This is a genomic window from Streptomyces anulatus (assembly GCF_000721175.1).
GTDB classification, from domain to species: Bacteria; Actinomycetota; Actinomycetes; order Streptomycetales; family Streptomycetaceae; genus Streptomyces; species Streptomyces anulatus_C.
Window position 1 is genome coordinate 123,049 of the sequence record NZ_JOEZ01000015.1, and the last position, 24,495, is coordinate 147,543.

22 protein-coding genes and 1 pseudogene are annotated in these 24,495 nt (G+C 71.6%); 14 read left to right on the forward strand and 9 right to left on the reverse strand.

Annotated elements, in window-relative coordinates:
• The first annotated feature begins 85 nt into the window (after positions 1 to 85).
• From IG90_RS0117890 to IG90_RS0117935, 10 genes are all read left to right on the forward strand, one after another.
• The gene (locus tag IG90_RS0117890) at positions 86 to 1,342 is read left to right on the forward strand and encodes an ATP-grasp domain-containing protein (protein ID WP_030585064.1); all 1,257 of its coding nucleotides are present in this window, start codon (positions 86 to 88) and stop codon (positions 1,340 to 1,342) included.
• Positions 1,339 to 2,172: a hypothetical protein gene (locus tag IG90_RS0117895; protein ID WP_030585067.1), complete on the forward strand. Its 834-nt coding sequence runs from the start codon at positions 1,339 to 1,341 to the stop codon at positions 2,170 to 2,172. Before IG90_RS0117890 ends, IG90_RS0117895 begins: the two co-directional genes overlap by 4 nt.
• A 44-nt stretch (positions 2,173 to 2,216) precedes the next feature.
• Positions 2,217 to 3,284, forward strand: coding sequence for a PLP-dependent cysteine synthase family protein (locus IG90_RS0117900; RefSeq protein WP_030585075.1), 1,068 nt, complete (start codon positions 2,217 to 2,219; stop codon positions 3,282 to 3,284).
• Positions 3,281 to 4,339: an enolase C-terminal domain-like protein gene (locus IG90_RS0117905; protein ID WP_030585077.1), complete on the forward strand. Its 1,059-nt coding sequence runs from the start codon at positions 3,281 to 3,283 to the stop codon at positions 4,337 to 4,339. Before IG90_RS0117900 ends, IG90_RS0117905 begins: the two co-directional genes overlap by 4 nt.
• Positions 4,336 to 5,649, forward strand: a complete 1,314-nt coding sequence (locus tag IG90_RS0117910; protein WP_033894337.1) for an MFS transporter — start codon at positions 4,336 to 4,338, stop codon at positions 5,647 to 5,649. The genes IG90_RS0117905 and IG90_RS0117910 overlap by 4 nt, the downstream gene beginning before the upstream one ends.
• Positions 5,646 to 6,449 carry a class I SAM-dependent methyltransferase gene (locus tag IG90_RS0117915; RefSeq protein ID WP_030585082.1) on the forward strand — a complete coding sequence of 268 codons (804 nt, stop codon included), beginning with the start codon at positions 5,646 to 5,648 and terminating at the stop codon, positions 6,447 to 6,449. The genes IG90_RS0117910 and IG90_RS0117915 overlap by 4 nt, the downstream gene beginning before the upstream one ends.
• A gap of 108 nt (positions 6,450 to 6,557) precedes the next feature.
• A complete protein-coding gene (locus IG90_RS0117920; RefSeq protein ID WP_411572625.1) occupies positions 6,558 to 8,150 on the forward strand; it encodes an ABC transporter substrate-binding protein in 1,593 nt (530 codons plus the stop codon).
• Complete coding sequence (locus IG90_RS0117925; RefSeq protein WP_411572626.1) at positions 8,138 to 9,100, forward strand: ABC transporter permease; 963 nt, start codon at positions 8,138 to 8,140, stop codon at positions 9,098 to 9,100. The genes IG90_RS0117920 and IG90_RS0117925 overlap by 13 nt, the downstream gene beginning before the upstream one ends.
• Positions 9,097 to 9,882 carry an ABC transporter permease gene (locus IG90_RS45925; protein ID WP_030585091.1) on the forward strand — a complete coding sequence of 262 codons (786 nt, stop codon included), beginning with the start codon at positions 9,097 to 9,099 and terminating at the stop codon, positions 9,880 to 9,882. The genes IG90_RS0117925 and IG90_RS45925 overlap by 4 nt, the downstream gene beginning before the upstream one ends.
• Positions 9,883 to 9,887: 5 nt before the next feature.
• Positions 9,888 to 11,396 carry an ABC transporter ATP-binding protein gene (locus IG90_RS0117935; protein ID WP_078585292.1) on the forward strand — a complete coding sequence of 503 codons (1,509 nt, stop codon included), beginning with the start codon at positions 9,888 to 9,890 and terminating at the stop codon, positions 11,394 to 11,396.
• Between the two features lie 38 nt (positions 11,397 to 11,434).
• Here the strand turns inward: IG90_RS0117935 and IG90_RS0117940 are convergent, their stop codons facing one another.
• Both IG90_RS0117940 and IG90_RS43575 read right to left on the reverse strand, forming a co-directional pair.
• On the reverse strand, positions 11,435 to 11,875 hold the full coding sequence (locus IG90_RS0117940) for a hypothetical protein (RefSeq protein ID WP_030585095.1): 441 nt from the start codon (positions 11,873 to 11,875) through the stop codon (positions 11,435 to 11,437).
• Positions 11,876 to 12,404: 529 nt separating this feature from the next.
• The gene (locus tag IG90_RS43575; protein ID WP_411572627.1) at positions 12,405 to 12,671 is read right to left on the reverse strand and encodes a hypothetical protein; all 267 of its coding nucleotides are present in this window, start codon (positions 12,669 to 12,671) and stop codon (positions 12,405 to 12,407) included.
• A 9-nt stretch (positions 12,672 to 12,680) separates the two neighbouring features.
• Between IG90_RS43575 and IG90_RS0117950 the strand changes: the two genes are divergently transcribed.
• Positions 12,681 to 12,851: a hypothetical protein gene (locus IG90_RS0117950; protein WP_411572628.1), complete on the forward strand. Its 171-nt coding sequence runs from the start codon at positions 12,681 to 12,683 to the stop codon at positions 12,849 to 12,851.
• On the opposite strand, the pseudogene IG90_RS0117955 reads toward IG90_RS0117950, so the two are convergent.
• Positions 12,832 to 13,098 (reverse strand): annotated as a pseudogene (locus IG90_RS0117955) (alpha/beta hydrolase); the annotation flags it as partial. The gene IG90_RS0117950 and the pseudogene IG90_RS0117955 overlap by 20 nt on opposite strands.
• Positions 13,099 to 13,201: 103 nt before the next feature.
• Between IG90_RS0117955 and IG90_RS0117960 the strand changes: the two are divergent.
• The gene (locus IG90_RS0117960; RefSeq protein WP_030585104.1) at positions 13,202 to 13,771 is read left to right on the forward strand and encodes a TetR/AcrR family transcriptional regulator; all 570 of its coding nucleotides are present in this window, start codon (positions 13,202 to 13,204) and stop codon (positions 13,769 to 13,771) included.
• 473 nt (positions 13,772 to 14,244) lie between these two features.
• Here IG90_RS0117960 and IG90_RS0117965 read toward each other — a convergent pair whose 3' ends face one another.
• The 3 genes from IG90_RS0117965 to IG90_RS0117975 all read right to left on the reverse strand — a co-directional run bounded on the left by IG90_RS0117965 (position 14,245) and on the right by IG90_RS0117975 (position 16,694).
• Positions 14,245 to 15,018: a PASTA domain-containing protein gene (locus tag IG90_RS0117965; protein WP_030585107.1), complete on the reverse strand. Its 774-nt coding sequence runs from the start codon at positions 15,016 to 15,018 to the stop codon at positions 14,245 to 14,247.
• A 602-nt stretch (positions 15,019 to 15,620) separates the two neighbouring features.
• Positions 15,621 to 16,145 (reverse strand): cupin domain-containing protein, encoded by a 525-nt coding sequence (locus tag IG90_RS0117970; RefSeq protein ID WP_030585110.1) that lies wholly within the window; start codon positions 16,143 to 16,145, stop codon positions 15,621 to 15,623.
• A gap of 111 nt (positions 16,146 to 16,256) precedes the next feature.
• The gene (locus IG90_RS0117975; RefSeq protein WP_206433929.1) at positions 16,257 to 16,694 is read right to left on the reverse strand and encodes a RidA family protein; all 438 of its coding nucleotides are present in this window, start codon (positions 16,692 to 16,694) and stop codon (positions 16,257 to 16,259) included.
• A 92-nt stretch (positions 16,695 to 16,786) separates the two neighbouring features.
• On the opposite strand from IG90_RS0117975, the gene IG90_RS0117980 reads away from it, so the two are divergent.
• Both IG90_RS0117980 and IG90_RS40735 read left to right on the forward strand, forming a co-directional pair.
• Entirely contained in the window at positions 16,787 to 17,464 is a 678-nt protein-coding gene (locus IG90_RS0117980; protein WP_030585116.1) for a FadR/GntR family transcriptional regulator, read from the forward strand.
• A gap of 493 nt (positions 17,465 to 17,957) precedes the next feature.
• On the forward strand, positions 17,958 to 18,626 hold the full coding sequence (locus IG90_RS40735; RefSeq protein ID WP_051860117.1) for a hypothetical protein: 669 nt from the start codon (positions 17,958 to 17,960) through the stop codon (positions 18,624 to 18,626).
• 917 nt (positions 18,627 to 19,543) lie between these two features.
• Here IG90_RS40735 and IG90_RS0117990 read toward each other — a convergent pair.
• The 3 genes from IG90_RS0117990 to IG90_RS0118005 form a co-directional block, all read right to left on the reverse strand.
• Positions 19,544 to 22,480 carry an ABC transporter permease gene (locus IG90_RS0117990; RefSeq protein ID WP_030585123.1) on the reverse strand — a complete coding sequence of 979 codons (2,937 nt, stop codon included), beginning with the start codon at positions 22,478 to 22,480 and terminating at the stop codon, positions 19,544 to 19,546.
• Positions 22,481 to 22,482: 2 nt separating this feature from the next.
• The gene (locus IG90_RS0117995; RefSeq protein ID WP_106972937.1) at positions 22,483 to 23,229 is read right to left on the reverse strand and encodes an ABC transporter ATP-binding protein; all 747 of its coding nucleotides are present in this window, start codon (positions 23,227 to 23,229) and stop codon (positions 22,483 to 22,485) included.
• A 662-nt stretch (positions 23,230 to 23,891) separates the two neighbouring features.
• Positions 23,892 to 24,476, reverse strand: a complete 585-nt coding sequence (locus tag IG90_RS0118005) for an N-acetylmuramoyl-L-alanine amidase (RefSeq protein ID WP_030585129.1) — start codon at positions 24,474 to 24,476, stop codon at positions 23,892 to 23,894.
• Between the last annotated feature and the right edge of the window lie 19 nt (positions 24,477 to 24,495).

Sequence of the window (24,495 nt, forward strand, 5' to 3'; positions counted from 1 at the left end):
ATCGATAGTGTCCAGCTGGGTCAAGCGGCGACACGGTCGCCCTGACCGCCCGATGCCTCAACCGCGCTGTGTGTAAGGGGAGAACGTGGCTCATCTGCTGATGGTCGAGAGCTGGGTCGGATCCATGAGCAGACTGCTGCCACGGGCCGTGCGCGAGGCCGGTCACGAGTTCACCTTCCTCACCCGTGACCTCCACCACTACCTGCGCTCCGCCCCCGAGGGCACGGCGCACCCGCTCCTCGCGGCCCGCCATGTGCTCACCACGGAGACCAACGGCACCGACGCGCTGCTGTCCTTCGTCGAGCAGGCCCACGCGGCGCTGCGCTTCGACGGCGTGATCACCTCGTGCGACTACTACCTCCCGACAGCCGCCCGGATCGCCGGGCTGCTGGGGCTGCCCGGCCCCACGCCCGAGGCGGTCGGGAACGCGTGCCGCAAGGACGCGACCCGCCGCATCCTGGCCGGGGCCGGCGTGCCGGGACCGCGCTTCGCGGTGTGCGCGGAGTGGGCCGAAGTCGCCGCCGAGGCCCGCGACATCGGCTACCCGCTGGTGCTCAAGCCCGTGGACCTGTGCGCCGGGATGTTCGTCCGCCGTGTCGACGACGAGGCCGCCCTGGCGCACGCCTACCGCGCGCTCGCCGCCTTCCCCGTCAACGCCCGCGGGCAGCGCCGCGCTCCCGTGGTGCTGATCGAGGAGCTCCTCGACGGTCCGGAGGTCAGCGTCGAGACGGTGTCGTCCGGCGGGTCCGTGCACATCATCGGCGCCACCGACAAGAGCGTCGGCGGCGCACCCGCGTTCATCGAGACCGGACACATGTTCCCGGCAACCCTGGACGCCGCGGACACCGCGGCCGCGGAGGAGACCGCGCGTCAGGCACTCGGGGCACTCGGCCTGGACGAGGTCGTCGCCCACACCGAGATCAAGCTGACGGCCGCCGGACCACGCCTGGTCGAGGTCAACCCCCGGCCGGCCGGCAACCGCATCACCGAGCTCGTCCGGCACGTGACCGGCATCGACCTCGCCGCCGCCTGCGTGGACGTGGCCCTCGGCCGCGAGCCGGACCTGCGCCGCCGCGCCACCGGACTGACCAGCGCGGCGATCGGCTTCCTGGTGCCGGACCAGGACGGAGTTCTGGAGACCGTCGACGGCGCGGACGTGGTCCGCGCGGCGGAGGGCCTGCTCGAACTCCAGCTCGCCGACCCCGGCAAGGCCGTCAGGGCCGCGGGCAGCAACAACGAATACCTTGGCCACGTCATGGCCGGAGACGCCCGGGGCCCGGGCGCCCGCGCGAGCGTCGAAGCCCTCCTCACGCAGTTGCGCCCCCGGGTGGTGACCCGATGACCGCCCTCACCGGCGCAGGCCCCCTGGCCACCTCGTACGACGACCTCGAAGAGCGCGTCCTGGCCGGCCTCCTCGGCCCCGACCCGCGCACCCGGCGGATCTCGGTGGCCTTCACCACCCGGCAGGCGGTCCGGCACGAAGGCCGCGGTTCCGGCTACCGCAACGAAGTGCTCAGCCTGCGCCTCGGCGAAGCGGTGGGCTCCTGTGCCGTCGAGCCCGGAGCGCTGCCCGACGGCGCCGTCGAGGACTGCGTCGGCGCGGACGTCGCCGGCCTGCTGGCACACGAACTTTCGCCGGTCCGCGTCGCCGCGCTCGACGCCTACCTCATGCACACGCTGCCGCACACCCCCGCCCACGGCGCACAGCCCTGCCGACTGCCCGCAGGTACGTCCCTGGAGAAGTCCCGGGCGCGCGCCGAGGCCGTGGTCGAGCTGATCGACGCCGCGCCCGGAGCAACCGTGCTCGTGGTCGGCGTGGTCAACTCGCTGCTGGAGGCCCTGCGGTCGCGCGGACTCGGGTACATCCCCTGCGACCTCAAGGGCGGCACGACCGAATGGGGCGAGCCCGTACGCACCGACGCCCTCGCGGAACTGGAGCGCTGCGACGCGGTCCTCGCCTCCGGCATGGTCCTCGGCAACGGCAGCTTCGAGCCGCTGCGGCAGCGGGCCCAGCACCACGGCACGCCCCTGGTGATGTTCGCGCAGACCGGCAGCGCGGTCCTGCCCCGCCTGATCGGCTCCGGAGTCAGCGCCGTGTGCGCGGAGCCGTACCCCTTCTTCTGGCTGGACGGCGGCCCGGGGACCATCCACCGCTACGGGAGCACCCTGTGACCACGGCAGTCCTCGCAACCGCAGCGACCACGGGCAACCGAACCGTGGCGACTACGGGCAACCGGGAACTCCTCGACCTGGTCGGCCGGACCCCGCTCGCCCATGTCACCGCCGACCTGCCGTGCCCGCAGCCCGGCTTCTGGGCCAAACTCGAAGGGCTCGGCGTCGGCGGCATGAAGGCACGGGCCGCCGTCTCCATGCTGCTGGGCGCCGAGAAGCGCGGCGAACTGCGCCCGGGCGCACCCGTGGTGGAGTCCACCTCCGGGACGCTCGGCATCGGACTGGCCTTCGCCGGGCAGGCCCTCGGCCACCCGGTCGTGCTGGTCGGCGACATCGAACTGGAGCCCTCGATGCGGCAGCTGCTGCGCGCCCACGGGGTCCGCCTGGAGCTCGTCGACCGTCCGGCGGCCGAGGGCGGCTGGCAGGCCGCCCGGCTGGCCCGGCTGCGCGAACTGCTGACGCGGCTCCCGGACGCCTACTGGCCCGACCAGTACAACAACCCCGACAACACGGCCGGTTACGCCTCCCTCGCGGCCGAACTGGTCGACCGGCTCGACCACCTCGACGTGCTGGTGTGCAGCGTCGGAACCGGCGGCCACAGCGCCGGGATCATCGGCCCACTGCGCCGCCACTGGCCCCGCCTGCGGCTCATCGGCGTGGACGCCACCGGCTCGACCATCTTCGGCCAGCCCGCCCGCGCCCGGCTGATGCGGGGCCTGGGCAGCAGCATCCACCCGCGCAACGTCGCCTACGACGCCTTCGACGAGGTCCACTGGGTCGGCCCGGCCGAGGCCGCCGATGCGTGCCGACGGCTGGCCCGCTCCTCCTTCGTCAGCGGAGGCTGGAGCACCGGGGCCGTCGCCCTCGTCGCCGCCTGGGCCGCCCGCGTCCACCCGGGCGCGGTGGTCGCCACGGTCTTCCCCGACGGGCCGCACCGCTACCTCGGCAGCGTGTTCGACGACGACTTCGCCGCCACCCACGGCATCGACCCGGCCTCCGCCGCCACGAGCCCCGTCGAGATACCGCACCCCAGGGCCGTGGAGGCCACCGGCTGGGCGCGGTGCGGCACGGTCACCGATCCGGTCGCCGCGCCCCCGGAAGAGAACCGTTGAAGGCCGCTCAGCGCACAGTGCGCCTCGAACTCACCGAGCCGCTGCGCATATCCCGCTCCACCATGGCGGCCCGCGAGGCCGTCTGGCTGACCATCGAGCACGAGGGCCTGCGCGGTCACGGAGAGGCCGTCACCAGCGTGTACTACGGCCTGGACGCCGAGACCCTCGGGCGGCTGCTGCACGCGGAGTCCCCGTGGCTGGCCCGCTTCGCCGACCCCGAGACCGCCCTGGAGGCCCTCCGGGCCGGCACCGAGAGGACCGCCGCCCCGCCGGCCGTGACGGCAGCCGTCGAGGCGGCGCTGCTCGACCTCGCCGGCAAGCGCGCGGGCGTCCCCGTACACCGGCTCCTGCGCCCCCACGGAACACCGCCCTCCGCCGCGACCGCCCGCACCATCGGCATCACCACACCGGAGCGGGCCGAAGACCGGGCGGGACGCCTCGTACGGGACGGATTCTCGATCCTGAAGCTCAAGGCCGGCGCACCGGACCCGGCCGAGGACCTGGCCCGCGTACGGGCCGTCCGTGCCGCCGCCCCCCACACCCGGCTGCTGCTGGACCCCAACGGCGCGTGGACCGTCCAGGAGTCCGAGCGACTGCTGCCGCTCTACGCCGAACTGGGCGTCGAGGCCGTCGAGCAGCCCCTGCCCCCCGGTGACCCCGAGGCGCTGGCACAACTGGCGGAGCGCTCACCGCTGCCCGTCATCGCTGACGAGGACGCGGTCGGCTTCGAGGACGCCCGCCGTCTCGCCGGACGCGTCCAGGGAATCAACGTCAAACTCGCCAAGTGCGGCGGTGTCGCCGCCGCCCTCCGCATCGCCGACCTGATCGCCGGCACCGGAACCGAGCTGATGCTCGGCTGCCTGACCGCCAGCACCCTCGGCATCGCCCCCGCCGTCCACCTCGCCGACCGCGCCCGCTGGGTCGACCTCGACGGACATCTGCTGCTCGCCGCCGATCCGTGGACGGGCATCGGCGGCGCCGACGGCACGGTACGCGCCGGCCGCGGCCCGGGCCTCGGGGTGCGCCGGAGCGGCGCCGACGAGGCTCCGGCATGAAGACGTGGCACGAGATACGCGGCTTCCCGCTCGCGATACGGCTCCTCCTGGTCAACCAACTGGGCGTCAACACCGGCTTCTACCTGCTGATCCCGTACCTCGCCCTGCACATGAGCGAGAACCTCGGGATGTCGTCGGCCGTCGTCGGCATCGTGCTCGGCGTGCGCAACCTCAGCCAGCAAGGGCTGTTCCTCATCGGCGGAACGGCATCCGACCGGCTCGGAGCGCGCGGCGTCATCATCACCGGATGCGCCCTGCGCACCGTCGGCTTCGGACTGTTCGCGCTCGGCGACGGACTGCCCGTGCTCCTCGCCGCTTCGGTGCTCAGCGGCCTGGCCGGGGCGCTCTTCAACCCGGCCGTACGGGCCTACCTCACCCTGGAGGCAGGGGAGCGCAGGGCCGAGGCGTTCGCCCTGTTCAACATCTTCGCCACCACCGGCGCCCTGATCGGGCCGCTGCTCGGCAGCGCCCTGCTGCTGGTCGACTTCCGCGCCTCGGCGCTCACGGCGGCAGGGATCTTCGCGGTGCTCACCGTCGCCCAGGCCCTGGTGCTCCCGGCCCGGCACGTAGCACCGACCGGGAACAGCGTGATGGCCGACTGGCGGGAGGTGATCGGCAACCGGGGCTTCCTCGCCTTCGCCCTGGCCATGGTCGGCATGTTCACCCTGGAGAACCAGCTGTACCTGCTGCTGCCCGACGGGGCCCGGCGGGCGACCGGCTGGGAAGGCGCGGCCGGACTCGTCTTCCTCGTCGGCACCCTCGCCCACCTCGGTCTTCAGCTGCGCATCACCCGCACGCTGAAGAAACGGGGGAGCAGGGGGCGCTGGATCAGCGCCGGACTCGGGCTGATGGCCCTCTCGTTCGTACCGCCGATGGCCGTAGCGGGACTCGGCACGCCCCCCGACGGCCTCGCGGAGACAGCCTGGCGCGCCCTGCCCGTCCTGGTCGGTGCCGTACTGCTCCACCTGGGCGTGATGACGGCCCAGCCGTTCGTGATGGAACTGATCCCCGGCTTCGGCCGGTCGGAACTCACCGGCACCTACTTCGGCCTCTTCTACGTGGTCTCCGGCATCGCCGCCGCCGTCGGCAACGCCCTCCTCGGCTGGGCCATGGACGCGGGCGAGCGCGCGGACCAGCCGTGGCTGCCGTGGGCGTGCTGCCTGGCCATCGGCCTCACCTCCGCCGCCGGCGTCGCCCGGCTGCACCGTCGCCGGGCTCTTCCCGCCCGCCCCGCACCGGCCTCCGCACCGGCCTCCGCACCCGCACCGGCCTCCGCGCCCGCGGCAGCACGAGGAGCGCGCCACCGATGACCGCCACCACGAACCTCCTCACCGACAACCCCGCACTGTACGAGGCCCGCTTCCCGGACCCCGGACGCATAGCCGGGCGCTGGACCGAGGACTGCCTCCGCCGGTACGGGGCCCCCGGCCTCCGCGTCCTGGACATCGGCTGCGGCACCGGCCGCGACGCCGCGCACCTGCACCGCTCCGGCCGAGCGGTCACCGGCGCCGACCTGTCCGACGCGATGCTGGCGTACGCCCGCGTCCAGCACCCCGGCCCCCACTACGTCCGGGCCGACCTGCACGGATTCGATGCGGGGAAGTGTGCCTTCGACGCGGTGGTGTGCCTGGACAGCGCACTGTTGTACTGCCACACGAACGACCAGCTCGACGGCTTCCTGGCGTCCTGCCGCCGGTCACTGGCGCCCGGCGGACTGCTCGTCGCCGAGATGCGCAACGGGGCCTTCTTCCTGGGCCGTACGGACCTCCTCGACACTCCGGCCGTCAACGGATTCACCTGGCAGGGCACCGCCTACCGCTCCACCACCACCCTGTCCGTGGACAGAACCGCCCAACTGCTGCGCCGCTCACGGGTGTGGACGGCCGACGACGGCTCTCCGCCGGCCGAGCAGCGCTCCGCATGGCGCCTGCTCTTCCCCCAGGAGCTGCGCCACGTCCTCGCGGCCCACGGCTTCGAGGTGCTCGCCCTGCACGACGGGCCGGGCCCGCGAACCGAACCGCCCTGGCAGGAGGGCGACCTGCCCACGGGGACGGCCGACGGCGACCGGCTGCACCTGGTCGCCCGTCTCACCCCCGCCTCCCGCCCCTGAGCACCCCACGTGTCCATCCACCCATGCGCCGCAGCAAGGAACACCGCCATGAACGAAGCCGCCAGGAACGAAACCCCGGTGAACGAAGCCGCAAGGAACGAAGTCCCCGTGAACGAGGCCCCCGTGAACGACCCACTCCTCCCCGGCCTGCGCCGCCGGGGCCTGCTCGCCGCCGCCGGTGGCGCCGTCGGCCTCGGGGCCCTCGCCCTCGCAGGCTGCTCAGGCGCCGGGCCGGCCGCCGGCAAGGCCGGGGGAGACGGCAAGCCCCGGCGCGGCGGACGGCTGCGCGCCGCGTTCGCCGGCGGCGGCGCGAGCGAGACGCTCGACCCGCACCTCGCCAACCTCTTCGCCGACGTGGCCCGCGCCAAGGCCCTCTTCGACAAACTCGCCGACCACGGCCCCGACCTGTCCGCCCGGCCGCGGCTGGCCGACGCGTGGGAGCCCAACGCCGGCCTGGACCGCTGGAAGGTCACACTGCGCGAAGCCCGCTTCCACGACGGCAGGCCGGTCACCGCCCAGGACGTTCTGTACAGCTACCGGCGCATCACCGACCCGAAGAAGGCCTTCCGCGCCAAGGCCTCCCTGGAGCCCATCGACCTCGAAGCCAGCCGCGCACCGGACGACCGGACCGTCGAGTTCGTCCTCAAGCGCCCGACCGCCGAATTCCCCAATGTGCTCGCCGCGTTCGGCGCGTACATCGTGCCGGAGGGCGAGCAGGACTTCGACCGGAGTCCCGTCGGCAGCGGCCCCTTCCGCTTCGTCTCCTTCGCCCCGGGGAAATCCGCCGTCTACAAGCGCAACGAGGACCACTGGGACGGCGCCCCCTACCTGGACGAGCTGGAGTTCGTCGTCGCCAACGAGGAGTCCGCCCGCGTCAACGCCCTCCTCGGCGGCCAGGTCGAGTACGCACACGAACTCAATCCGGCCACGGCCCGCGCCCATGAGGGCAAGGGACAGATCGAGATCATCCGGCTCCGCAACAGCGCCATGCAGTCGTTCGCGATGAAGACCGACCGGCCGCCCTTCGACGACCGGCGGGTACGGGAGGCGTTCTTCCTGATCGCCGACCGCGGGGAACTGGTCGACGGCGCCCTGTCCGGCGCCGGAGAGATCGGCAACGACCTGTTCGGCAAGGGCTACGAGTACTACGCCGCGAGCCTGCCCCAGCGCGAACAGGACCTCGACCGGGCCAAGGCGCTCCTCAAGGAGGCCGGGGCCGAGGGCCTCGAAGTCACCCTCGACACCTCGCCCGTCGCGGCCGGATTCACCGAGGCCGCCACCATCTTCCGCGACCAGGCCGCCAGGGCGGGCGTCACCATCACCGTCAGGACCGGCAGCAAGGACAGCTACTGGAAGGACATCCTCGACTCCGGCACCATCTGCTCCTACCGCTCCGGCGCCATGCCCATCGAGGCCCACATCTCCCAGCGCCTGCTCACCGGCTCCACCACCAACGCCACCGGGTGGCGCCACAAGGACTTCGACGCCCTGTACCAGCAGGCGCAGTCCACCAGGGACAAGGCCGCCCGCACCGCCGTGTACGAGCGCATGCAGCGCCGCCTGCACGCCGAAGGCGGCTTCCTGATCTGGGGCTTCGCCGACTGGATCCTCGGCACCGCCCGCAACGTCCGGGGCGTCGAGACCAAGGCCCCGGCCAACTCCCTCGACTGGGCGCGCTTCGACAAGGTATGGCTCACGTGAGCGGACCACGGACCTGGCTCGCCAGGCGGCTGCTCCTCGGCGTGGCGCAGACGGCGGCCGTCGTGCTGCTCGTCTTCGCCCTCACCGAGGCGCTGCCGGGCGACGCGGCCGTCGCCCTCGCCGGCGACCAGCCGGACCCGGAGCGCATCGCCGCCATCCGCGAGGCGATGGATCTCGACCGGCCCGCCCACGAACGCCTGGCCGCGTGGGCCGCCGGGCTGGCGCACGGAGACTTCGGCACCTCCCTTGCCTCCGGACGGCCCGTCAGCACGTACATCACGGACGGCTTCGGACCGACCCTGCTGCTCGCCGCCCTGACGGTCGTGCTCCTGGTCCCGGTAGGCGTCGGCCTCGGGGTTCTCACCGCCCGCCACGAGGGCGGGCCCGTGGACCGTCTGGTCAGCTCGGTGACGCTCGGCGTGTACGCCGTGCCGGAGTTCGCCCTCGGTGTGCTGCTGGTGACCGTCTTCGCGCTGCGCCTGGGCTGGCTCCCGCCGACCGCCGTCGGATACGGCACCGACCTCCTCGCCCACCCGGCCGCCCTGGTGCTGCCGGTGCTCGTGCTGCTCTCCCGCCCGGTGTGCTCCCTGGCCCGCCTCGTACGGGCCGGCATGATCGACGCGCTGGACTCGCCGTACGCCGCACACGCCCGCCGCTACGGCATCCCCGGCTTCCGGATCCGATACGGGCACGCCCTGCCCAACGCCCTGGCGCCCGCCACCCAGCAACTGGCGCGGACCGTCGACTGGCTGCTGTGCGGTGTCATCGTCGTGGAAGCGCTGTACGTGATCCCCGGGCTCGGCACCGTCCTGATGAACGCCGTCGCGGAACGCGACGTGCCCGTGGTCCAGGGACTCGCCGTCGTCTTCGGCGTCGCCACGGTCGTGCTCAACCTCGGCGCCGACCTGGTCTCGCGCCGCCTCGCCCCCCGCTCGGAGGTGGCCGCGTGAAGTCCCGTTACGCACTCGGCGCCGTCGTCGTCGGGATCCCCCTCGCCATGGCCCTCCTGGGACCGATGTTCGCAGGGGGGCCCGGGCCTCGCGCCGCCTCGTTCACCCTCGGCGACGGGCACTGGCTCGGCACCGACTTCGTCGGCCGGGACGTCTGGCGCCAGGTTCTGCTCGGAGGGCGCTCGGTGGTGCTCGTGGCGCTGGCCGCGACCGCCCTGGCCTACCTCGTGGCGTTTCCCGTCGGGCTCCTCAGCGCGCTCACCCACCGCACCTGGCTCGAAGAACTGCTGATGCGGCCCCTCGACGTCCTGCTCGCCGTGCCGTCGCTGCTGATGATCCTGCTCGCCGCCGCCGTCTTCGCACCGGGCGCCGTCGGGCTCACCCTGCTGGTGGCCCTCGTCAACATCCCCGACGCCGCCAGGATCGTACGGGCCGCGGCGGGGGAGGCCGCGTCGCGCCCGGCGGTCGAAGCACTGCGCATGCAGGGGGAGACCTGGTGGCGCACGGCCGTCGGCTACGTCGGCAGGTCCCTCACGCGTACGCTCGCCGCCGATGCGGGCGTACGGCTGACCGGTGTGCTGTACCTCGTCGCCACCGCGGCGTTCCTCGGCGTCGGCGTCGAGCCGGACGCGGCCGACTGGGCGGTGATGGTGGACCGCAACCGCACCGGACTGTACGTCCAGCCCTGGGCCGTGGTCGTGCCCGCCCTGCTCATCATCGCCCTCACCATGGGGACCAACCTGCTCGTCGACGCAGGACTCAAGAAGAGGAAACGGACGTGAACCCCGTGAACGCGGTCGCGGAGATCGACAACCTGCGGGTGATCGTCGGCGACCGGGCGATCGTCGACGGAGTGAACCTCCGCGTGCTCCCCGGCCGGATCACCGCCCTCGTGGGCGCGTCCGGCAGCGGCAAGACGACCACAGGTCTGGCGCTGCTCGGGGAGTATCCGGCCGGTGCACGCGTGAGCGGTGACGTACGCGTGCCGGACGGTTTGGTCGGCTACGTCCCGCAGCAGCCGGGCGCCGTACTCAACCCCGCACGCCGCGTCGGCGCCCTGCTGCGGGACATCGCCCGCACACAGGTACGCCACCTGCCGCGGCGGGACCGCCGGGCCGCAGTCCGCGCGCGGGTCCTGCGGGCCCTGGCACTGGCCCAGCTCCCCGAGGCCACGGCGATGCTGCGCCGCTTTCCCCACCAGCTGTCGGGCGGCCAGCAGCAACGCGTCGTCCTCGCGCAGGCGCTGCTGCTCGGCGCCAAGGTGGTGGTGGCCGACGAGCCGACCACCGGTCAGGACGCGCTGACCAAGCGGGGCATCGTCGACCAGCTCGCCGCCGTCTCCCGGGAAGGCATCGGCGTCGTCCTGCTCAGTCATGACCTGGACGTCGTGCGCGCACTCGCCGACGAGGTTCTGGTCCTGCGGGACGGGCACGTGGTGGAGTCCGGGCCGGCCGAACGCCTGTGGCTCGCACCACGCCACCCCTGGACGGCCGAACTCCTGGCGTCCGGGGCTCCGACCGCCCGCATCGAGCCTGCCTCCGAGGGCGCCGAGGTCCTCCGCGTCGGCCGGCTGACGGCCCGCCACGGCCGGACCGCGGTGCTCCGACTGCCCGAACTCTCCCTCCACGCCGGGCAATGTCTCGCAGTCGTCGGCCGCTCGGGCAGCGGAAAGACCACCCTGGCCCGCTGCCTGGCCGGCCTGCACCGGAATCACGACGGCGTGATCCACCTCGACGGCACCCCTCTGCCGCGCAGCCTGAGGGACCGCACGCGTCGACAACTCGCGGCAGTCCAGTACGTCTTCCAGGACGCCGGGGCGTCCTTCGACGAACACCGCCCGGTGCTGCACCAGGTGGCACGGACGGCGGTGCGGCTACGGGGGATGACCGAGACCGACGCCCTGGCCGAAGCCCGGTCCACTCTCCTCGGCCTAGGCCTCGCCGACGACCTCGTACACCGTCGCCCGGGCCACCTGTCCGGCGGCGAACTCCAGCGCGCCGCACTGGCCCGCGCCCTGCTGGCCCGCCCGCGCGTGCTGATCTGCGACGAGATCACCTCCGGCCTCGACACGGTCACCCGCCGGGCCATCCTCGACACGCTCGCCGGGCGGGTACGCGAGCGGGGCGACCTGTCCCTGGTGCTGATCACCCACGACCTCACCACGGCCGCACTGGCCACCCACATCGCCGTACTGGAGGCCGGCGCCCTCGTCGAGGAGGCGCCGTCACGGCAGCTGCTCACCGCTCCGCGGCACCCCCTCGGCATCCGGCCGACGGAGGTCCCGGCCACGGATTGAACGCCCAGGCGGGCCCGGTCCGGTGTGGTGACTTCCGGTCAGCGGCGGCCGGCGGCAAGGACGAGGAGGAACTGGCCGCCCCCCGGCTCGATGTCCGCGGTCACCGGCAGCTCCGGTACCAGTCGGGAGAACCGGTCCACCAGCCAGTCCGCCGCTTCCTGGGCGTCCTGCCTGGTCGGACAACGGCCCACCATCTCACGGCCCCCCTTGCGCTCCAGCCGGGAGGCAACAGCGATCAGCGGCGCGGGTTCGACCACGTACGGGCGGTCCGGCCAGGCGATGACCACCTTGACCGCACCCTTGCGAGAGTTGCACCCTCGGTGTGCGAGCCGCTCGGCCACCTTGGCCTTCCGGTCGGCGGTCCGGCTGTCGACACTGGGCCCCTGCAGGTCGTTCACCGACTTGTCGGGGTCGACCGGTTCGTCGCACACCCAGCATCGCCAGCCATCGCGCTCGGCCACATCATGGAGAAGGCTCATCCGAGCAAACTAGCCGCCTCACCGTCACCCTGTGCACGCGGGTCGGTTCCACCTCCTCTCCTCGCTGCTCACCGAAGACGGCACGGGCAGTCTCGTCGCCACGCTCCGCACACGACTCGGGGCGTCGTCTCCTCGCGACCGGCCGGACACCGTCGCCGTCGTCGGCGATACCGCCCGGCCCCGTCGCCGCACTCGGCCATGAGGAAGCCTCGCTTCGGCGACAGCCCGCCGCAGCGCTCGTAGGATGGGCCTATCGCCGCGGCACCGCGAAGGTCGGCCCTGCCACCGCGGCGAGCCGGGCACGGCTCACCGATCACCACATAAGTGGTTGCGGAGTTTCGTGAGTCCGGGGCGGCTCCGAGGAGGACTGCCGCGACGGTGGACGCCACGTCGGAACCGGAGTCGCAGCCCGCGCCGCCTTCGGAATCGCGCAGCGGATTCCGCGTAGCGCAGGCAGTCACGGCCGGTGTGGACCTCTGGGCCCGTTCCGCCCGCACCCGGCTCGGTCGACAGCGCGGCCTCGCCGGGTTCACCTGCCGGTGATGCTCCACGTGCCATCGCTGTCCGCGGCGGCCTCGCCGAGGGCGGCCCAGGCGGCGTCGTCGATCTTGAAGGCGTCCTGGAGGTAGGCGGAGATCGCGTCGGCGACGAGGGCGACGCGGGCGGGGTCCTCGTCGGTGGTCTCGGCGGCCATCTCGCCGGCGAGGCCGCCCAGGGTGTGCTCGCCGTCTCGGCCGGCGCGCTGATCGCCGCGACCGGAACCGGTGACACCCTCACCCCGTTCGCCGCCGAACACCTTCCGTTCATGAGGCCGGACTACTCCACCATGACCACCCCTGCCCTCGTCGTCGCGGGCGGCAGGGACCGGTCCCAGCTCTCCACCCGGGGACCGGAGTGGTTCACCGACGCCTACCACCTCAGCCCGTCCCCGAAGAGCCTGCTCACCATCGCCGAGGGCGCGGGTCGTCCCATGTGATGCCGTTGCGGCGGGAGTCCAGGTGGGTGGGTTGTACGACGACGAATCCGGCGGCTGCCCACCGGTCGACGAGGGGCTCGTATCCGTCCAGGGACCATGCGTTGCCGTGGGAGAACACGATGACAGGAAGGTTCTGGCCCGACAGCGGGGCGGTGACCTTCACCTGGAGGTCGACGCCGCGGCCGGGCGCGGGAACGGTGATGGGCTTGACCGCGACGATCCGCTGGTCGAGGTGGCTGGAAGACATGGGGAACCTGCGCTTTCTCCCTGGGACCGCTCTGCCATACTTTGGCGGAGCGTCGTTCCGCCAATTTAGCGGAACAATGTTCCGCGAGTAAAGGGAGGGTCTCGTGCCGGAACCGGCCGGAGTACGCCAAGCACAGGCGCAGCGCACCCGAAGCGGCGTGCTGGCGGCCGCATCGGCGGTCTTCGTGGACCAGGGCGTCCAAGCCCCCATCCGTGACATCGCCGAACGCGCCGGCGTCGGCGTCGGCACGATCTACCGGAACTTCCCGACACGGGCGGACCTCGTCACCGCCGTCTACCGGCACCAGATCGACACCTGCACGGCACTAGCGCCCCGGCTCCTGGAGGAGTCGGCCTCCCCGTTCACCGCCCTGACCCGCTGGGTGGACGCGTTCGTGGAGTTCCTGGTGACCAAGCACGGTCTCGGTGCCGCCCTGGGGTCCGGTGATCCGGGGCTGGAGAACCTCCACGCCCTCATGCTCGACACCCTGGTCCCGGCCTGCGCAACGCTGCTCGACGCCTGCGCCGCCGCCGGCGAACTCCGCCCCGGCATCACCGCCTACACACTCATGCGCGCCATCGGAAACCTCTGCATCACCGGCCCCGACTACGACCGGACCGAGGCCGAGCGCATGGTCGCGACCCTCCTCGCCGGCTGCCGTCGCACGGCATGACGACAGGACCCGGCCGCCTGCTGCGCGACAACGCTCTCTGCCCGCGAAGTGGAGGCGTGACGCCCCCACCACGTGACGGCCGGAGGTCACAGCCGTCCGGTGCGGTGCCGGCCGGGCGAGCGCCGCCGGCCTGCGGCCGGGCTGGTGGGGGAGCTGACGGCTGCCGAGTACGCCGAGCAGGGGAAAGCGCCCGCCGTCAGCAGGGTGCCGAGCAGGAAGCCGAGTGGCGAGGCGCCGCCCACCCGGCCTGCTCGAACGTGCCGGTGAACTCGGGGAACACCCCGAACCCGTCAGCCGTGGTCCGCGAACACCTTCGCCCCGACGACGGTGACCTCCAGACCGTCCGGCCACGCGCAGGGCTTCTGGAACAGCAGATCCGTGCTCGGTCCGCCGTCCCCGCCGCTACCACTCCTCCTTCGGAACAGCGCCCCAGCCGAGGAGAAGGGCTGCCGCGGCAGCAGTGCGGGAACGCATCAGCAGCTCTCATCGAACTTCACCGCGGTGAACTCGACCGGTTGCCCCTTCAAGCCCGCCCCGGGGGGCGGCGACTGGGTACACACCTTCCAGTTGCTTTCCACCAGAACCATCCGACCCTCCGCCGCGTCGGTGACGGTGATGGACGTACCGGAGTCCAAGGCGCCGCGCGCCGCCTTCACGGACTCCCCGACGAAGTCCGGCATCTTCCCGCCCACCGCTTCAGGCGCCTTCGCGTCGCTGGCGGGGCAGGCCTCCTTCAGCTTCACCGCGCCGAAATCCAAAGTGGTGTCAGTGGGGGCCGTCTTGCCCGCCTGGACGTTCTGGGAGCAGACCTTCCAGTTACGGTCGAGCGCCTGGAACCTGTCCCGGCCGGTGCTGTCGTGTGACTTCAGCGAGTAGAAGCCCTTCGCCTGCGCTGCGTCCTGCGCGGACTGGAGGCCCATGCCGACGAAGTCGGGCACCTTTCGCTGCTCCTGCTTCTCCTCGGCGGCCTGCTTCGACTTCTCAGTCTTCGCCGGCTTGTCGTCGGCCTTGTCTTCCGCCGGCTTCTCGGGTTGGGCGGTCACCGTCTTCGTCACGATGGGGGCCGGCTTGCCGCTGGTGGTGGTCTCGGTACCGCCGCTTCCCGCGGCGCCGACCACGATGCCGGCGACGAACAGGCCGACGCCGACAGGGATCACTATCCGCTTCTGCGCCCACTTCGGTCCGGCGGGCTTCGACGGTTCGGGTGCGAAAGGCTGCTGCCCCCAGTCGGGGTGCTGATATGACATGTGTTCCCCTTGTGTGGCACGTGGAGGCATGAACGTATCGGCGCGCATGCGACCGAAGGAGCCACTTGTTCCGCTGGTGACGGAGTTGTGACCAAGGGGCGGGGGAAAGGTGTGCTGGGTCGCGGGCCCGTCGGGGGGACGGCGACCTCAGCCTTGGGCGTGACGGCCTGATGGGTCAGCAGACCAGCCTCCTGCCGCAGAAGTTGTCCGACCTCGCCGCGGTAGGGGGCGGAAGTTCCGGGCTTGGTTCTGTACGACTTGGTCACCCCTCCGGTCTCGTACGCGCGGGAGGGGCTCCCAGGCCGAGCTCGGGCGTACCACGACCGGGCCCGCACCGCGTGTGCTTGATGTGGCCACCGGCACCGGGCCCGCCGCCCTCGCCGCTGCCCGCGCCGGAGCCTCGGCTGCGGGCCTGGACCGCGAGCTCCCTACTGCAGACGGCCGGGGAACGCGCCCGGCGGGCGGGGCTCGCCGCGACGGCACGCTTCGTTGTGGGGGACGCGGCGGGGCTGCGGTTCCTGGCCGGTGCCTTCGACGCCACGCGCTGCGAGGGGAGACCCCGCAAACTCCTGGTCACCTTCGAGGACCCGGAAATCCGCACGTCACGGGCATTGTTGCGCTGAACATCGTTGTTCGCGCGCAGCGTTCCAGACAGGACTCGTTCCGAAATAGGAGTCGTAGAGTTCCTGAACGTCGAGGAGGCTCTCTGGCGGTACCTTGCCGTAGCGGATGCGCTCGAGGTGGCGGAAGTACTCGAAGCGCTCCACCCCGGGCGTGATGATGACCAGCATGTTCGCGATCTCGCCGGGGGCGGCGGCGAAGGCATGCTGTGTACCGGGTGGTACGACGACAACGTCTCCGCGCTCCGCGGTGACCACGTGATCGCCGGACAGGAGCTGGGCGGTGCCATCGAGGACGTAGAACATCTCGGCGGACCTGCGGTGGTGGTGAGGACGGGCGCCGTTGGCACCCCTGCCGAGGGTGACACGCATGCTGGAGAGCGCCCCGCCCGTGGCGGAGCTGTCGACGAGCAACTGGTTGGTCACCGGGCCGCCCTCGCCTGTCAATTCGGCGTCAGCAGATCGCACGACGACGGTTCCGTCGAAGTCGGGAATGTGGAGAGACATTTTTGCTCCTGCAATATCTGATCCTGCGGAAAGGCAGGAACTACCGGGCAGGCAGGGGAGAGTGGCGCGCCCTGATCGGGAAGCGCGCCGTCAGCCAGCGGCCGCACGCTGTCAGCCGAGTACCGCTACGGCCTCGATCTCGATCTTCAGCTCGGGGCCGACCAGACGGTTGACGCCGATATGGCTGCGTGCCGGCCTGTGTGCGCCGAAGAACTCCGCGTAGACCTGGTTGACCTCGTTCTGGGCGTCCATGTCGGTGTTGAAAATGGTGATCTTGACGATGTCCTGGAGGTTGCCGCCGGCCGCCTTCAACGCGATGAGCAGGTTCTCCAGGCAGGCCCGGGTCTGCTCCGCGATTCCCTCGGGCACGGAGAGCTCGGCCTCGTCGTGGGGGTGCTGATGTACGAGCGGATAGGCGGTGGCGCCCGAAAGCCACACAGTGTCGCCGCGCGTGACGACCGCCGGGGCGAACGGCATGGCGTCTGCCCCGGTGTCCTCGCGCAGCTGTGCGGCCCATGCCAAGGAATCGGGTGTGATGAATTGCTTCACGGTGACTCCAAATTTGTATGATGACTGATGACTGACAGCAGGTGATCAGGATACTGTGGGGCTGGAAGATTGCAACCGGCGAAGGAACCCCCATGCGAATGATCGGCCGCAGGTCCTCGGTCGACGAGGTGGTAGGCCAGCTCAACGAAGCTCTGACGCAAGGCACTTGGGTGATCGGGGACCGGCTGCCGACCGAGCAGCGGCTCACCGAGGAGCTGGGAGTGAGTCGTACCGTGGTCCGAGAGGCGGTACGGGCCCTGGTGCACCTGGGCGTACTGGAGACCCGGCAGGGGGCCGGTACCTACGTGGTCTCCACCACCGACCCGGCCCCCATGCTGCGACGGTTCGGGACTGCCGACGTACGCGAAGTGTTCGAGGTCCAGCTCGGCTTCGACGTTCAGGCGGCCCAGCTCGCCGCCATGCGCCGCACCGAAGTCGACCTGCGGCGGCTGCGCAGCCTGCTCGCTGCCCGAAATCACGCCACTGCGCCGGAGGACTTCGCCCGTGCCGACGCGGACTTCCACCTGGCCGTGGTGGAAGCAGCGGGGAACAGCGTGCTGCTGGAGTGCTACCGCTTCTTCGTCGGCCGACTCCATGACAGCCTGCACGCGCTGCGTAGCCAGGACGTGATCCAGGAGAGCGGCGCCGAACCCCACGACGCACTGATGGCGGCGATCGAGGCCGGAGATGAAGCCGCTGCCGCCGCCGCGGCTGCGGCGGCGATCCGGCCGAGCCTCGACGCGCTCACCGAGCGGTCCCGAGTTTCGTAGCGTCCGGTTTCTATGGTTTCAGGCGGTGTCCGTGATGTGCCTGGGGGTTGGTAGCGCCGTGCCTCGAATTCCTCGGGCGGGAGGTGGCAGACAACTGCCCCATGTTTTTTGCCCTACGGGCGGCCACGAACACCTGGAGTCCTGGTGAAGACCGTCCTGGGTGGCGAACGGGGTGTCCGCGGCACCGGACTCACCGACCAGGACGGTCGAAATCGCCGGTCCCGGGCAACCCGCGATCTCGTACGGAGCCGCATGGCGTGGAGTGCGGGACGGACGTAGCGTAGATGGGGGCGAGGTACTGCATGCGGGGCTCTGCATGCATCATTCCGACTTGCCGGGAGGTAGCGGCATGTCACGGAGTATCCGCAACACCATAGGACTCATCTTGGCAGTCGTCGGCGCTGCCGCGGCGCTCTGGGCGCCATTTCGCAGTTGGTACAACGGTCGGGCCGGACACGACTTCCGAGTCTGGGAACTCTTCACCGGAGCCGGCGTGACGGACTCGGGCGCGGGACTGTTCGCGTCCATGTTCCTGCCTCTCCTGGTCGGCGCGGTCCTCGCGGTTCTCGGAGTGGTGTTCCGATCGCGACTGCTGGTCCTCACCGCCGGAATCATCACCCTCGGGTTCGCCATCCTCTGGATGGTGCGACAAGGGCAGGCTGAGGGCAGTCTGACGGTCACCGGCGACAGCGACGGGCTCGGCAGCGGAGTGGGGCTCGCTCTGCTCGGTGGTCTCCTCATGCTGATCGGCGCGGCCGTGATGGGTGGTCGTGAGCGCAGGGCCGTGCGCAAGGCGCGTCACGGGCAGGACCAGCAGGAGCGGAGCGCGTCGGACCACGAGGAACGGGAGAGCCGCGGCGCCGAGGGCGAGCGCTCGTACGGCATGGCCGCCCGGGACCAGGAGGCACGGGACGTGACCGGCGCCGGTCCCGACCGCCAGACCGCATCGGGAGAGGGCGGTCCACCGCAGCGCATGGTCCGGCGGCCGGAGCAGCAGGCGTCGGCACCGCGAGGTCGGCCGGTCCCGGCCAGGGACTCGGACAGCGGTGATCGAGGGCGCGAGGGTTCCGACCGTACGCAGTACGAGCAGAACGATGGGGCCGACGGTTCCCCCGATCCGAAGAAGGGCCGCTCGGGCGGGTCGGACGGGTCGCGGTGGTGACAGGCCCCGCAGGCGCCCAAGAGAGCCGACGAATCCGGCTCGGCCACCACGGTCCCCTTGTCGGCACGGCAGTCATGTGAGCCGGTGGCAGAAGTATCCGTACCGCGGGCGGCAGTTCCTCCTGCTGTCCACAATCGGTTGAACAGACATCAGTGCGTGCGAGCTCTGGAAATCTCGCACGCAGCCGCGCCGGCACCCCAGCCCCCGGTGCGCGCCGCCCGATCATTTTCGGGGGCCACGCCCGTGCGACCGTTCGCGCAGGAGACGGCAGACCTGCTCGGCGACATGGCGGGTGGACTCCGCGATGAGGACGGACAGGATGGGGCCGAAGGCTGGCACCTCAGGGCCACCCGTCTCATGGTGTCGCTCCAGAACGTGGGCGACGCCCGCCGCTGGGCGATGGAGGGATCACGACGGCTGGGAACGCGGGAGGGGTGGGAGAGCCGCCGGGCCCATCCCGCCACCGGGCCGCGGCTGTTCGGGGGATGTACGGCGGCGGTATGGGTGTCCGGGAGGGCACGGCGGCCTCGGAAGGAGCCTCGCACACGCCGTCTCGTGCGGGCATCCGTAGAGATCCTCAACCTGGTACGGAACCGGGCGGCACCGCGCCCGCGCAGACGTCTCTCCTGAGGAGGAGTCACCGCCGTTCAGCCGGTTACTGCCAAGGGCAGTGAGGCTTGCGGGGCGTTGCCGTCCTTGCGAGCCGGTCCGGCGCCCAGTCGAGCATTTCGGACGCCGAGAGGTGGTCGGCAGACGCGATCCGCTCGGACCCGAGGTCGGCTCCGCAGCGCCGTCGGAGACGACGTGACCCGGCCCAGCGAGTCAAGGGTGTGGGTGGCAACCTCGCGGATGTGGCCACCCACCCCGCCGACTGTCGGTCGTCGGCGCTCGCCGACCCGGTCCGAGAGGGGTGCCCTTCATTCGGTGACGCGGACCGCGAGCGCGGGGCGGATGGCGGCCGCGCGGCGTGCCGGCCCGATCGTGGCCAGGAGCGACGCGGTGAACGTGGCTGCCGCCAGGCCGCAGATGCTGGTCCATTCGACAGGGAAGCCTCCTTCGAGGCCCTCGAATGCGGCGCTGTTGCTGTACATCAGCCAGGTGGTGAGCACGCCCAGCAGCGATCCGAGGACGATTCCCTCTACGGCGATGAAGGAGCTCTCCCACAGGAAGGACCGCTGGACCGTCCGTGCCCGGAAGCCGAGGGCCCGCAGAATTCCGATGGTGCGGCGGCGTTCGCGTACGGCTCGGACCATGACGACGCCGAGGCCGATGATGCCCACCCCGAGGCCCAGCGCGAGGTAGCCCTGCATGAGGCGGAAGAAGGCGGTGCTGGAGTCGAACTGCTGGCGGATGTCCGACTCTATGGGTGTGGCGACCAGGCTGGACGAGAGCTGCTCGCCCTGCAGTCGGGTCGCCAGGGCGTCGGGGGAGGTTCCGGGGCTGGTTCTCACCAGCGCGGAGGCGCTCTGGGCCTGGGCACCGAAGAGCTCGCGCGTCGCCTGCTCGCTCATCACCACGGGGTAGGTGGTCGAACTGGCGCCGGTACCCGGGTAGAAGACCAACCCGTTGCTGAGTACACCGGCGATGACCTTCTGTTCGCTGCGGCCCGTGCGGGGGTCGGTCAGGGTGAGGGTGTCGCCGGGGTCGTAGTAGTCGCCGGCCGGTCCGCCGGTGCTGCCGAAGAGGCCGTCGAGCACGATGTAGCGGGGATCGGAGGCGAGGGCTTGCCACACGGCGGTGTCGTTGGTCAGTCCGGGCAGGCGCTCCCGGAATGTGATGCCGGTGATCGCTCCGTCGGGCACGCCGACGACGGCGGTGTCGAGCGGTTGGGGGCTGCGGTGTCCCGGATCGGTGGCTCGCCCTGTGGCGTTGAGCAGCGGTGTCACGTCGGCGATCCCCGCGGCGGACGGGCCGCCGCGCAGATCGGCGAGCAGCCGGTCGCCGGCGACCTGCGGGTTGTAGTCCAGCCGCAGGGAGTATCCGGCGGTGGCATCGGCGACGACTCCGTCGACGCCGGCGCTGATGATCCCCGAGATCTCCGTCAGGAGCACCAGGACGAACACGATCAGCGTGTACATCACCAGCGTCACGCCGGTCCTGAAACGCTTGGCCAGCGGGTACGCGACGGCGAGCCGCGCCGCCAGGCCGCCCTCCGTCGGGCGCTGGAGGAGCCGCCGTACGGGGCGCAGCAGCGACTTCTGGTTGTCGCTCACGAGTACCACTGCGGAGAAGGCGGCCAAGGCGCCCTGGATGACGTACACGGACATCGAGGGTGTGTCGAAGATCCTGGGGCGGACGACGGGCGCCAGGAGCGTCCACGCGAGGACGGCCCCAGCGACCGAGGTGGTCACGGTGTGAGGGGGGAGGATGCGGAGCAGCGCGGGAGTGGAGAAGGCGAGCGCGAGCGCCGGCATGAGGTACGTTGCGTCGGGCTGGCTGCGTGCCACGGCGGGGATGGCCACGAGCGCGCACAGGAGCGCCAGGGTGCTGGAGACCGCGAGCAGCCGGCGGCGCGGTCCCTGTCCGGGCGTGGCAGGGAGGTCGCGGATCGCGGCGATGATGTTGAACCTGCTGATGCGCACGCTGGTGGCCAGGACGGCGGCGAAGGCGATGAGCAGGCCCATGGCCAGGCCATTGAGGACGCTCGTGGGGGTGACGGCGAACGCGATGCGGATGCTGCTTCCGCCGACCGACCACCCCTGGAAGATCTGCGCGGCCACCACAGCGACGCCCCAGCCGACGGCGACTCCGATGGCCACGCCCGGCAGCGCGGACAGCAACGCGTACGTCGCCCCTTCGAGCGTGAACGCCCCGACCAGCCGCGAGCGCTTCATCCCCACGGCCCGCACCATGCCCATCTGGGACTTCCGCTCCTCGCCGAGCATCACGAAGATGTTCACCAGGAGCAGTGCGCCGGCGATGATGCTGAAACTGCCGATCATGAGGAACAGCGCGCCGAGGGAGTCCCCGGCCTGCCTCGCGTCGCGCAGGACGGTCTGCTTCGGTGTCTCGATCTCCGTCTTTCCGGCGAGCGGGCCCAGAGCCTGCCGGATGTCGGCTGTCACCTGGCCGGTGAGGGCTTCGCCGCTTTCGACGCCGCCTCGGTTGGAGACGAAGGTGACTGAGCGCGGTTCCGCGCCGGTGGCCCGGGCGGCGGAGTCCAGGGTCCCCGGTGCCAGGAAAAGGTTGCGGTTCATCCTGCCGCCGAGGCCTACACCGGCCAGGCCCTCCTCCGGCACCACCCGCTCGACCCGGAACGTCCCCGGCACTCCGAACAGGTACAGGGTGACCGGGTCCCCCGCCTCCACGCTCAGGGAGCGGGCCAGCGGCTCGTTGACCATGACCTCGCCGGGCTTCGGATTCGGTCCGCCGAGTCCGGAGTCTCCACCCGGCGCGCCGAACCGCGCCGCCTTGTCGAAGTCCATCTGCCAGGCCAGGACGCGTGGCTCGGCGACCGTGCGGTCGCCGGCACCGCTGACCGCCGATGCCTGGGTGGCCTGGGCGTCCAGCACTCCGTCGATGTCGGGATCGCTCGCCAGGGAGGCCATCCGTTCCGTCACGGCACGCCCGGCCGGGCCGGGGGGTGCCACGACCCGCTCGTCCACGGGCCCCAGGGTTCTGTACGCCTCCTGCCGTACGGAGAAGTTCAGGGTGTCGCCGACGACCAGGGCCCCGATGACGATGGCCGTTCCGAGCATCGATCCGCCGATCACCAGTGCTGCCTCGGTGCGTCGGCGGGCGACCTGCCGGAAGGCCAGCCGCCGCGACACCGGCTGGCGGACGCCGACCAGCACCAGCGCCGCGAGGGCGAGCGCCAAGGCGGCGAGCAGTGGGATGAGGAGGTTCGGGTACATGGTCAGCCCCAAGGGGCGTCGGGGACGGGGGCTCGGGCCGTGACGGTCTGGCGGACGTCGTCGACCAGCTGCCCGTCACGCATGCGGATCAGCCGGGGCGCGCGGCCGCCGACGGCGCTGTCGTGGGTGACCAGGACGATCGTCTGGCCCTCGTCCTGGTTGAGCTCGCACAGCAGGTCCATGACCTGGTCGGCCATCGCGCTGTCGAGGTTGCCCGTCGGTTCGTCCGCCCACACGATGGCCGGGCGTCCAGCCAGGGCGCGGGCGATGGTCACTCGCTGCTGCTCGCCCCCGGACATCTCGCTCGGCCGGTGCTCGACCCGGTGGCCGAGGCCCACCCGGTCGAGCATCTCCAGCGCTCTGCGACGCGCTTCACGCGGCTGGGTGCCCACGAGGAGCAGGGGCAGTTCGACGTTCTCCACCGCTGAGAAGACCGGGATGAGGTTGAATGCCTGGAAGATGAACCCCATGGTGTGCGCCCGGTGTTCCGTGCGCGCCGCGTCCGACATCGCGAACAGGTCATGGCCGTCGACCTCCACCCGGCCGGCGTCGATGTCGTCGAGCCCGGACAGACAGTTCAGGAGCGTGGTCTTCCCGGAACCGGACGGTCCCATGACGGCGACCATCTCCCCGCGACGTACGACGAGATCCAGGTCGAGCAGGGCGGTGACCTCCACGGATCCCGTCCGGTAGATCTTGCGTACCCCGGTGGCGACGAGGAGTCCCTGGTCGGCGTTCATGTCTTCCATACCAACCTCCGGAAGGAACCGGCGGCTACGGCCACCCAGGCCCGGAAAGGGGCCGAACGGCCCAATCACCGGGTCACCGCGAGGCCCCCCATGAGCGGTCCCGCAGCCGAGGTCAGGTGTCTGCCGCCGCCCGGGCGCGCTGCCGGACAGCGGTGGCCGCCAGGGCTCCCGCGCCGGCAGCGGTAACGGCGAGGAGGACGAATCCCGAGATCCTGGCGAGCGACCGGTGCGTGGTGAGATCGACGCGGAGGAGTACCGGCGGAGCCCGGACCGCCCTGCGCGGGGCGGAACGGCGCCCGCCTCCTTCAAGGGTGCTTGCAGGCGCCTCCCTGATCGTGGCCGACCCCCGTGCCGTGGGCCTCGAAGGGCCGTGCCCTGGCCCTGCCCCGAGCCGGACCGGCCGGGCTAAGGAACTCTGTACGCTGACGAGTTCGCCGCCTCCGACGGGCGCGCCCACTTGTCGGCGGCGCCCTATCTGCCGCCCGGCGAAGAACCGGACCAGGACTATCCTCCGGTGATCGTCACCGGGCGTCGATGGGCCACTACTCCGGGAGCATGACCCGTCGCGGCGACAACCTTCTTCTCGACGCGCACGACCGCCTGGACCTGCATCCGGAGGACGCCGCGCGGTTCGGTGTGCGGGACGGAACTCGGGTGGTGCCTCAGGTGACGTCGCCGACGAGCCTGAGGTAGCGCTCCCAGTCCCAGTGGACGCCCGGGTCGGTGTGGTCGCTGCCCGGTACCTCATGGTGGCCGACGATGTGCTGCCGGTCCTTGGGGATGCCGTGGCGCTCGCAGATGTCCGCGGTGAGCCTGGCGGACCGCAGGTACATGACGTCCGTGAAGAACTCCGGGCGGTCCACCCACCCCTCGTGCTCGATGCCGATGCTCCGGGTGTTCCAGCTCCAGTTGCCCGCGTGCCAGGCGATGTCCTTCTCGCGTACGCACTGGGCGACGTGGCCGTCGCCCGAGCGCACCACGTAATGGGCCGACACCTGCTTGGAGGGGGTGCGGAAGATGCCCGCGGTCGGCGTGAACAACTGTTGGGCGACATGGATGACGACGCGGTCGACCCGACGCTCCGAAGGGCTGGAGGGCACGGTGTAGTTGGCGGGAGCGGCCGGAGCCCAGAAGGCCGTCGCGTAGTCGGTGGGACCCTGCGTCGCCGCCACCGCCCGGGTGGAGGCGGGCAGGACAGCCGCCGCCATGGTGGCGGCGGCGCACTGAAAGATCCTTCTGCGGTGCAACAGCACTCCTGAGGCGCGG

Excerpts from the sequence above, each read along its gene's own strand:
- IG90_RS0117895 (WP_030585067.1), top strand. The coding sequence starts at position 1,339 with ATGACCGCCCTCACCGGCGCAGGCCCCCTGGCCACCTCGTACGACGAC.
- IG90_RS0117910 (WP_033894337.1), top strand. The coding sequence starts at position 4,336 with ATGAAGACGTGGCACGAGATACGCGGCTTCCCGCTCGCGATACGGCTC.
- IG90_RS0117915 (WP_030585082.1), top strand. The coding sequence starts at position 5,646 with ATGACCGCCACCACGAACCTCCTCACCGACAACCCCGCACTGTACGAG.
- IG90_RS0117925 (WP_411572626.1), top strand. The coding sequence starts at position 8,138 with ATGGCTCACGTGAGCGGACCACGGACCTGGCTCGCCAGGCGGCTGCTC.
- IG90_RS0117940 (WP_030585095.1), bottom strand. The coding sequence starts at position 11,875 with ATGAGCCTTCTCCATGATGTGGCCGAGCGCGATGGCTGGCGATGCTGG.
- IG90_RS0117950 (WP_411572628.1), top strand. The coding sequence starts at position 12,681 with ATGAGGCCGGACTACTCCACCATGACCACCCCTGCCCTCGTCGTCGCG.
- IG90_RS0117965 (WP_030585107.1), bottom strand. The coding sequence starts at position 15,018 with ATGTCATATCAGCACCCCGACTGGGGGCAGCAGCCTTTCGCACCCGAA.
- IG90_RS0117970 (WP_030585110.1), bottom strand. The coding sequence starts at position 16,145 with ATGTCTCTCCACATTCCCGACTTCGACGGAACCGTCGTCGTGCGATCT.
- IG90_RS0117980 (WP_030585116.1), top strand. The coding sequence starts at position 16,787 with ATGCGAATGATCGGCCGCAGGTCCTCGGTCGACGAGGTGGTAGGCCAG.
- IG90_RS0117990 (WP_030585123.1), bottom strand. The coding sequence starts at position 22,480 with ATGTACCCGAACCTCCTCATCCCACTGCTCGCCGCCTTGGCGCTCGCC.
- IG90_RS0117995 (WP_106972937.1), bottom strand. The coding sequence starts at position 23,229 with ATGGAAGACATGAACGCCGACCAGGGACTCCTCGTCGCCACCGGGGTA.